The 8649-nt window shown below is 61.9% G+C and carries 12 protein-coding genes; 5 read left to right on the forward strand and 7 right to left on the reverse strand.

What is annotated here, in order from left to right:
- The first annotated feature begins 171 nt into the window (after positions 1-171).
- On the forward strand, positions 172-1416 hold the full coding sequence (locus PK789_RS10000) for a multifunctional CCA addition/repair protein (RefSeq protein ID WP_288968859.1): 1245 nt from the start codon (positions 172-174) through the stop codon (positions 1414-1416).
- Here PK789_RS10000 and PK789_RS10005 read toward each other — a convergent pair.
- The 7 genes from PK789_RS10005 to tsaD form a co-directional block, all read right to left on the reverse strand.
- Complete coding sequence (locus PK789_RS10005) at positions 1406-2455, reverse strand: acyltransferase family protein (RefSeq protein ID WP_324308613.1); 1050 nt, start codon at positions 2453-2455, stop codon at positions 1406-1408. The two genes, PK789_RS10000 and PK789_RS10005, sit on opposite strands and share 11 nt — an antisense overlap.
- A 15-nt stretch (positions 2456-2470) precedes the next feature.
- Positions 2471-2893, reverse strand: coding sequence for a VanZ family protein (locus PK789_RS10010; protein ID WP_288968855.1), 423 nt, complete (start codon positions 2891-2893; stop codon positions 2471-2473).
- Positions 2890-4074 (reverse strand): class I SAM-dependent methyltransferase, encoded by a 1185-nt coding sequence (locus tag PK789_RS10015; protein ID WP_288968854.1) that lies wholly within the window; start codon positions 4072-4074, stop codon positions 2890-2892. The genes PK789_RS10010 and PK789_RS10015 overlap by 4 nt, the downstream gene beginning before the upstream one ends.
- Positions 4071-4565: a 6-pyruvoyl trahydropterin synthase family protein gene (locus PK789_RS10020; RefSeq protein WP_223625597.1), complete on the reverse strand. Its 495-nt coding sequence runs from the start codon at positions 4563-4565 to the stop codon at positions 4071-4073. Before PK789_RS10020 ends, PK789_RS10015 begins: the two co-directional genes overlap by 4 nt.
- Entirely contained in the window at positions 4562-5266 is a 705-nt protein-coding gene (locus tag PK789_RS10025) for an SDR family oxidoreductase (RefSeq protein WP_223625594.1), read from the reverse strand. Before PK789_RS10025 ends, PK789_RS10020 begins: the two co-directional genes overlap by 4 nt.
- Positions 5263-5622, reverse strand: a complete 360-nt coding sequence (gene folB, locus PK789_RS10030) for a dihydroneopterin aldolase (protein ID WP_324308614.1) — start codon at positions 5620-5622, stop codon at positions 5263-5265. Before folB ends, PK789_RS10025 begins: the two co-directional genes overlap by 4 nt.
- 64 nt (positions 5623-5686) lie before the next feature.
- Positions 5687-6712 (reverse strand): tRNA (adenosine(37)-N6)-threonylcarbamoyltransferase complex transferase subunit TsaD, encoded by a 1026-nt coding sequence (gene tsaD, locus PK789_RS10035; RefSeq protein ID WP_324308615.1) that lies wholly within the window; start codon positions 6710-6712, stop codon positions 5687-5689.
- Between the two features lie 89 nt (positions 6713-6801).
- On the opposite strand from tsaD, the gene rpsU reads away from it, so the two are divergent.
- The 4 genes from rpsU to PK789_RS10055 form a co-directional block, all read left to right on the forward strand.
- A complete protein-coding gene (rpsU, locus tag PK789_RS10040) occupies positions 6802-7017 on the forward strand; it encodes a 30S ribosomal protein S21 (RefSeq protein WP_115647413.1) in 216 nt (71 codons plus the stop codon).
- 88 nt (positions 7018-7105) lie between these two features.
- A complete protein-coding gene (locus PK789_RS10045) occupies positions 7106-7549 on the forward strand; it encodes a GatB/YqeY domain-containing protein (RefSeq protein ID WP_324308616.1) in 444 nt (147 codons plus the stop codon).
- A gap of 15 nt (positions 7550-7564) precedes the next feature.
- Positions 7565-8062, forward strand: a complete 498-nt coding sequence (locus PK789_RS10050) for a GNAT family N-acetyltransferase (RefSeq protein WP_324308617.1) — start codon at positions 7565-7567, stop codon at positions 8060-8062.
- Positions 8063-8080: 18 nt separating this feature from the next.
- The coding region (locus PK789_RS10055; RefSeq protein ID WP_324308618.1) for a CHC2 zinc finger domain-containing protein at positions 8081-8649 on the forward strand (569 nt) is incomplete at its 3' end.

Raw genomic sequence — 8649 nt, forward strand, 5'->3', positions numbered from 1 at the left:
TACGACTGGCGTCTCAACGGCGATGCCCTGCGCCTGTCCGACCGCCTTTTGGGCATCACCACCGGCCCGCGCAAGGGCTTTGAATGCCCAGCGCCCGAGGCAATAAAAACCGCAGCGCCGCCTACAGTAGCGCCACCTGCCAACAAACCGCAAAAGCGCCGATAAACCCACATGCCCACGCCACTTCCAGCCACCACCCAAACCTATCTCGTCGGCGGCGCCGTGCGCGATGCCTTGTTGGGGCTGACGCCTGGCGACCGCGACTATGTGGTGGTGGGCGCAACCGCGCAGCAGATGTTGGATGCCGGCTTCAAGCAGGTGGGCCGGGATTTCCCGGTGTTTTTGCACCCCGACACCGGCGAGGAACACGCGCTGGCGCGCACCGAGCGCAAATCCGGGCGCGGCTATACCGGGTTTGTGGTGCATGCCGACCCATCGGTGTGTTTGGATGACGATTTACGTCGCCGTGATTTCACCATCAACGCAATTGCGCGTGCCGATGATGGCCATTTGGTGGATCCATTTGGCGGTGTGGCCGACGTGCAGGCGCGGGTGTTGCGCCATGTCAGCGAAGCGTTCACCGAAGACCCATTGCGGATCCTGCGTGCGGCACGGTTGCTGGCGCGGTTTGCGTCGCTGGGCTTCACCATCGCCCCCGAAACCTTGGCGCTGATGCAGCAAATGGCCGCGAGCGGCGAATTAGACGCACTGGTGCCGGAGCGCGTATGGCAAGAATTGGGCAAAGCCCTGCGCAGCACCAAGCCTTCGGCATTTTTGCACACGCTGCGGCAAGTCAATGCCCTGCATGCGGTGCTGCCTGAAGTGGACGCCCTCTACGGCGTACCGCAGCGCGTGGACTATCACCCGGAAGTGGATACCGGCACGCATCTGGAACTGGTTTGCGACATGGCTGCGCAGCTGGCTCCGGGCGAGGATGCCATTGGCTACGCCGCGCTCTGCCATGACTTGGGCAAAGCCCTGACACCGGCCGCAGAATGGCCACGTCATTTGCTGCACGAGCATCGCGGCGTCGCGCCCGCACAGGCCTTGAGTGAGCGCTTGAAAGTGCCCGCCGAATATCGCGAGCTGGCGATGCTGTGCTGCCGCGAGCACCTCAATGTGCATCGCATCGACGAACTCAAACCCAGCACCGTGCACGACTTGATCGCCCGTTGCGATGGCTTTCGCAAACCGGCTCGCATCGACCAGCTGGCCACGGTGTGCGAAGCCGATGCGCGTGGGCGGTTGGGTCATGCTGAAACCGCGTACCCGCAGGCCAACACCTTGCGTCGGTTGCATGCGGCGGCGCTGGCGGTACGCAGTGATGCCATCGCAGCACAAGGCATCCGCGGCCCCGCATTTGGCGAGGCGTTGCGCAAGGCGCGTAGCGCCGCGATTGCGGCGGCTAAATCGTGATCCGCCAACCTTTCTTTTCCATCGCCCACATCAACAGCCACCAAAACGCGACGAACACCACCGCCACGGTCAATGACGCGAGTTTGCCTGCATCCAGCAACGCCGCAGCCTGCGCATAGGCCGCTGCAAATACGCCCAGCTTTTCGAAGACACAGGCCATCAACCACGAACCGGCATACGCGGTGATGGCATTGATGCCCATACTGCGCCCCAAGGGGTACGCGCCGCGCAGATCAAACAACCAATGAAACAGTGCCAGCAGCAATAGCGACCAGCCGGCGGCGTACACCACATATGACGAAGTCCAGAGATTCTTGTTGATCGGCATCAGCAGATGCCACAGCCAGCCGATGGCCAACGCCACGACGCCGGCAAGCAACAAACGGCTGCCGCCATACTCACGCAACCAGCTACCTGCGCGCACGCCAAGCAGGGTGGTGGCAATCGCCGGCAAGGTACTCAGCAGGCCTTCGGGGTCATGCGCTTTGCCGGTGGCGGCATCGAATTGATAGTTGTGCACGCCCGCCAACCAAGTGTCGATGCGGCTGGCCAGGTTGTCCCACGGCACATAGCCGCCATTGCATGCGAGCAGCACCCAATAGCCCAGCAGAATGCCGCCGATAACCGCCCATTGCATGCGTGGGTGCAGCGTCAACGCCAGCGTAGCGGCCACGCCGTAGCACAGGCCGATGCGCTGCAAGACACCCCAGACGCGGAAGTGCGCTTTGTCGTAGCCCCACATGGCCACCAGATACAGACCCATGCCCACTACCACCAACCGCAATGCGCGCAACCACAGCTTGGATAGCGATCCCCCCGGGCGCAGGCCCAGCGCAATCGAGACGCCCACCACAAACAGAAAATGGGGAAAGATCAAATCGGTGGGTGTGAAGCCATTCCATTCGGAATGCTCCAGCGGTGCAAAGACATGATCCCAACTTCCGGGATAGTTGACCAACAGCATCGCCACCACCGCCCAGCCGCGCAGCACATCCACCGAAACAAAACGCCGTGGCGCGGTGTTGGCCACTATCTGCATCGTGATGCTTTCCTTTCAGTTCCTGGATGACAAGCGTCGATCCACCCACAGCAACAGATCCCGCAGCGGCGTGAATGCGGTAGCAAGACCGATCAACACCCCGATGGTATTGGCCAGTGCGTCATAGCGATCCATGCTGCGGCCCAACCCCATGGCCCCCTGCAAAAACTCCAGCGCAATGCCCATCAACACGAGCAGCAAGCACACAAATGCCCACGACAAGCGCCGAGCAAATAACTGCACCGCAGTGGCCGACAGCAAGGCATACGCAATGAAGTGCTCGCTTTTGTCGCTCATCGACAGCGACGGCAAATCCTTGCCCGGCAACAACTCACCGGCAACCACAATCGCGATGGCCAATATCCACAGCACCATCCATGCACGTGGGTAATGGAAAGGCTTGAGTGAGCGCCCAAAGTGGCGCGGCGGTGTTGTCATAAGTGGTGGCTCAAGTCACCCAGCAAGAACGCCGCATCCAGCTCCACACCGCGCTGGAAGCCAATCGCCTGGAAGCGCTCGCCCATTTCACTGGGCAAGGTCAGGTGTTTGACCTGCTGACGCAGATTGTGGCGCGCCACCTCATCGGCGGCCTGCGCTTCTGCCGCCTGCAGATGTCGCTCCAGGCCATTGCCCAGCAAGAAACTGGATTGCGAGCAATAGCCACTGAACTCGAAGCCCGCCCCCACGCAAGCTTCCGCCACCGCAGTGAAATCCACCGACGCGGTGATGTCCTGCAGGCCCGGCCATGCGAATACGTCGTTGGTCACATGCTGCTGGCGGAAGGCGCGCAAGGTGCCATCACTGCGTTCGGGCTGGTAGAACTCGCTGCGTGCATAACCGTAGTCGATCAACAGCAGCGCGCCGTTTTGCAGCCCCCCCACCACCGCCTGCATCCAGTACGGCAATTGCGCCAAGGCTTCGCTGCGATAGCCTTCTGGCAGAGGTTCTGGCAAGCGGCGTTCGATATTGCGCACCGCGCCAATCAACATTGCATCGGCGGGTTTTTCAGTACGCACAAAGCGCCCTTCGCCATCCAGCGCGACGTGTTCTTCCATGACCTCGCCCGCGCGAATCACAAAGCGCGGCACCGGCAGTGCGTCTATGACTTCATTGGCAAACAACACGCCATTCCAAATCTCTGCAATCGGCCCATCCAACCATTCCACACGCGCAAACAATTCAGCAGGAAGCTGCGCCTGCAAGCGCTCGCGCTGGCGCTGGCGCAGGTCGGCGCTGGGTTCCAACATCGCATAGCGCGCTGGCAGCACGCCGATGTCCTGCAAGGCCAGCAGGCAACTTTCGGCAAACGCACCGCTACCGCCGCCCAACTCCATGAACACCGCGCCTTTGCCTGCCTGCCGCAAGGCAGGGGCAATCGCGGTGGCCACGCCAGCCGAAAACAAAGGCGAGCGCTCCGGCGCGGTAATGAAGTCCCCGCCCTTGCCGAATTTATGTGCCCCGGCGCTGTAATAGCCCAAACCCGGCGTGTACAACGCCAGCTCCATGTACTTCCAGAATGGGATGCTGCCGCCGGCGGCGATGATCTGCTCCTGGATCACCTCGCGCAGATGCGCGCTATGTGCTTGCGCATCGGCAGAAGGCGCGCCCAGCGGACTCATGGGTCTACCCGCAGGCGACGGCCCGCGCTTTGCCCGGGGCCGGAAAACACCCGCACTTCAATCGCACGAATGCGGTGCTGGCGCAGCTCGTCGCGATCGGCCGTCAGCCGCGTCAAAAAATGTGCGGCAAATTCTTCCAACGTGACATTCTCGATCGGCAACAGCAGTACATCGGCGCGCAAAAACGGAATGCGCTGGCCATTGAACACCGCGATCACATGCTCGCCCTGCTCCTCAATCTGCAGGTATGGCGAGCGTGTGGGCAGGATCATCCATTCGTTCAATTCACGGCACAGCGCAATCACGGTGTCTTTGTAGATGCCATAATCAAAGCACATGCCATTGCCCAGCATGTGCGCTTCGATGTCCACTTCCACGCGGAAATTGTGGCCGTGCAGGCGCTCACGCTCGCTGGCAGAAAAAATGGTGAAGTGCGCGGCCGAAAATTTCATCGCCTGCTTGGCAAGGCGAATGGTCACCGTCTCGTTCATGCAAAATCCTTGTCGCTGATATCACCCAACTGCGGACGCATCACGATGTCCTCGATCACCGTGCGCGCGGACATCACCCACGCCATCCACGCCGCCTCAGCGACATCATCTGCCGGCATCAGACGCGCGTCCGGCAGTGGCACCCCCGCCCAGGAATCGGTCAAGGTGGCACCCGGCAACAGCGCCACCACGCGCACGCCATGCGGCTTCATTTCTTCACGCAGATTGCGCGAAAACCCATACAACGCGTGCTTGGCAATGCTGTAGGCACCTCCATTGGGATACGCCGCAATCGACGCGGTACTGCACACGTTCAACACCATTCCGCGGCGCCGTTCGATCATCGCCGGCAACAGTCGTTTGCTCAGCCGATACGCGCCAAACAGATTGGCTTGCAACATGTCCAGCAAGGCATCGTCGTCTTCATTGCTGATCTGCCCCGGCCGATATGCGCCGGCATTGTTGACCAGCAAATCCACCGCGCCATGCCGGGCCAACACGGCTTTCGCCAACGCATCGACCGATGCCGCATCGCGCATATCGCAGGCATGCGTTTCAATGCCGGCAACGTCCACGCGCAATGCCGCCAAGCCGGCTTCCCCGCGTGCGCAGGCAATCACCGTGCAGCCTTCGCGTGCGAAGCGCGCCACCATGGCGCGACCAATCCCGCGCGACGCGCCGGTGACCAGCACCACGCTCACGAAAAACTCCCGCGCTCGATCTGCACGCCCACCGCCGCCGCATTGGCCAGCGCATCGGGCTTGGCAAGTTTCAGGCGCACACCCTTGGCCCCGAACTCGGTCAGGATCAAATCGGCGCAGCATTCGGCCAGCGTTTCCACCAGCATGAAATCGGTCTGCGCGATGTAGCCAGCCAACCGCGCACTCACCGCTTCGTAATCCAACGCATCGGCCAGCGTGTCACTAGTGGCCGCGATGCGGTTGTCAAAGCGCATTTGGATGTCGAATACCAGCGGCTGCGGCGTATGGCGTTCGCGGTCGTGCACCCCAATCAGGGCGTCGATGCGCAGGCCTTCGATAAAGACGATGTCGTTCATGCCAACAGGATACCCGCACAACCGTCGGGCGGTGCCTACCGCATCGCACTCGTACGCCGCAGCATCACACTGCGGTCAACGTGGCCATATCCCAGCGCGGCACCGCACGGATCACCGCATCATCGTGCTGCCCAGCGGCCAAACGCAGTGCGCCAGCAAACGCGATCATCGCGCCATTATCGGTACACAGCGCCGGTCGCGGGAAGCAGGCGCGGCCACCACGTTTGCTGCACATCGCGTTGAGTTTTTCGCGCAGGCGCTTGTTGGCCCCCACCCCGCCGGCCACAATCAAGGTGTCGCAACCGGCCGCATCCAGCGCGCGCTGGCATTTGATCGCCAAGGTGTCCACCACCGCATCTTCAAACCCACGGGCGATGTCGGCGCGGGTCTGTTCCGACTGATCGGACGCCTGCCATGCCAGCAGCACTTGGGTTTTTAGCCCGCTGAAGCTGAAATCCAGCCCCGGGCGGTCGGTCATGGGCCGCGAAAACTTGAATACCCCCGGCGTGCCGGATTCGGCCAATTTGGCCAGTTGCGGCCCGCCCGGATACGGCAGGCCCATCATTTTGGCGGTTTTGTCGAAGGCCTCGCCGGCGGCATCGTCCAAGGTTTCGCCGAGCAAGCGGTACTGGCCGATGGCGTCCACCGCCACCAATTGGGTGTGCCCACCGGACACCAGCAAGGCCACGAATGGCGGCTGCGGGGCGTCATCTTCCATCAACGGGGCCAGCAAATGCCCTTCCATGTGGTGCACGCCGATGGCCGGCACGTCCAGCGCCCACGCCAGTGAACGCGCCACCCCGGCGCCCACCAGCAATGCCCCCACCAGCCCGGGGCCGGCGGTGTAGGCCACACCGTCAATATCGCCCATCCCCAAGCCCGCCTCGGCCAAGGTTTGCCGGATCAGCGGCAGCAATTTGCGCACATGGTCGCGGCTGGCCAGCTCCGGCACCACCCCGCCGTATTCGGCGTGCAGGGCGATCTGGCTGTACACCGCATGCGCGCGCAGGCCCGCCGCGCCCGTTTGGGTGGTGTCGTACACGGCAACGCCGGTTTCGTCGCAAGAGGACTCAATACCAAGAACTTTCATCCCGGTATCTTGCACCCGATTTGGTTTGGCTGCTATCATGCGCGGCTCGCCCCACCCGACGGGCGATTTCCCAGAATTGAGATTTCCCGATGCCAAGCGTCAAAGTCCGCGAAAACGAACCTTTTGAATTTGCCCTGCGTCGCTTCAAGCGCACCTGCGAAAAGGCCGGCGTGCTGGCTGAAACCCGCAAGCGTGAGTTCTACGAAAAGCCGACCCAAGAGCGCAAGCGTAAAGCCGCTGCCGCCGTGAAGCGTCAGGCGCGCCGCAGCTCGCGTGACGTCACCAAGCGCCAACGCATGTACTAAGCGCGGTTGGGGTCTGCGAAAGCCGGCACGTGCAAGCGTGGCCGGCTTTTCGCGTTTCTGCAATTTGATTATTGAAATGGAGGCCACCATGAGCCTGAAGCAGCAACTCACCGACGATATGAAAACCGCGATGAAGTCCGGCGAAAAAGACCGGCTGGCGGTGATTCGCCTGATCAATGCCGCGATCAAGCAAAAAGAAGTCGACGAACGCATCGACATGACAGACCCGCTGGTTTTGGCCGTGCTGGAAAAAATGGTCAAGCAGCGCAAAGACTCGATCACCCAGTTCGAAGCCGCCGCACGCGAAGATTTAGCCGCGATCGAGCGCTATGAGCTGGGCGTGATCGAAGCTTATCTGCCGGCGAAGATGGACGAGGCCGCGATTGTGGCTGAAATCGACAAGGCCATTGCCGCCACCGGCGCAGCGTCTGCCGCCGACATGGGCAAGCTGATGGGCGTGCTGAAGCCGGCGCTGGCCGGGCAAGCCGACATGGGCTTGGTCAGCAAGCTGGTGAAGCAAAAACTGTCTTGATCCGCGAATCCCGCCATGACTGATCACCTCATCGTTATCCGCCCCGCCAATGCCGACGACGTGCCGTTGATCCGCCAATTCATTGCCGAATTGGCCGACTACGAACGCTTGGCGGATGCTGCCGTGGCCACCGATGACGATCTGCGTGCGGCGTTATTTGGTGCGCAGCCGGCGGCGGAAGTCTTGATTGGCGAAGTGGATGGCGCAGCGGCGGGTTTTGCCTTGTTCTTCCACAACTTCAGCACATTTCTGGGCAAGCGCGGCCTGTATCTGGAAGACCTGTTCGTGCGCCCGCAGTTTCGTGGTGCAGGGTTAGGCAAGCACTTGATGGCCGCGCTGGCGCGGCTGGCGGTGCAGCGTGATTGCGGGCGCTTTGAGTGGAGCGTGCTGGACTGGAATACACCCGCCATTGCCTTCTATCGCAGCATCGGCGCGGTGGGCATGCAGGAATGGACGGTGCAGCGCTTGGAAGGCGATGCCTTGCGCGCACTGGCCGCGCACGACGAGCTATAAGCCGCATACTGCAAGCGCATGGCCCGCATCCCTGACGCTTTCATCGATGATTTACTGGCGCGCTCGGATATCGTCGAGATCGTCGGTGCGCGCGTCCCGCTGAAGCGCCAAGGCAAGGAATACGCGGCGCGTTGCCCCTTCCACGACGAGCGCAGCGCCAGCTTCACCGTCTCGCAAACCAAGCAGTTTTATCACTGCTTCGGCTGTGGTGCACACGGCACCGCGCTGTCGTTCTTGATGCAATATGACCGCCTTGAATTTCTTGACGCCGTCGAAGAATTAGCCACGCGCGTGGGCATGGAGGTGCCGCGCGATACCGCCCAGCGCAATGCCAATCCGGACACCCGTGACCTCTACGGCGCGATGGCAGACGCTGCCGATTTTTTCCGCCAGCAACTGGCGCGCAGCGACAAAGCGCGGACCTATGTTGCCCAGCGCGGTATCGCCGCCGACATCCTTGAACGCTACGCGATTGGCTATGCACCGGATGGCTTCAATGCGCTGCGCGATGCGCTTGGCAGCTCCCCGCAGCGCATGCAATTGCTGGAACGCGGCGGGCTGTTTTCGAAGAATGACAAAGGCCACGT

The sequence above is a fragment of the Thermomonas sp. genome (assembly GCF_035369645.1).
Lineage (GTDB): Bacteria > Pseudomonadota > Gammaproteobacteria > Xanthomonadales > Xanthomonadaceae > Thermomonas.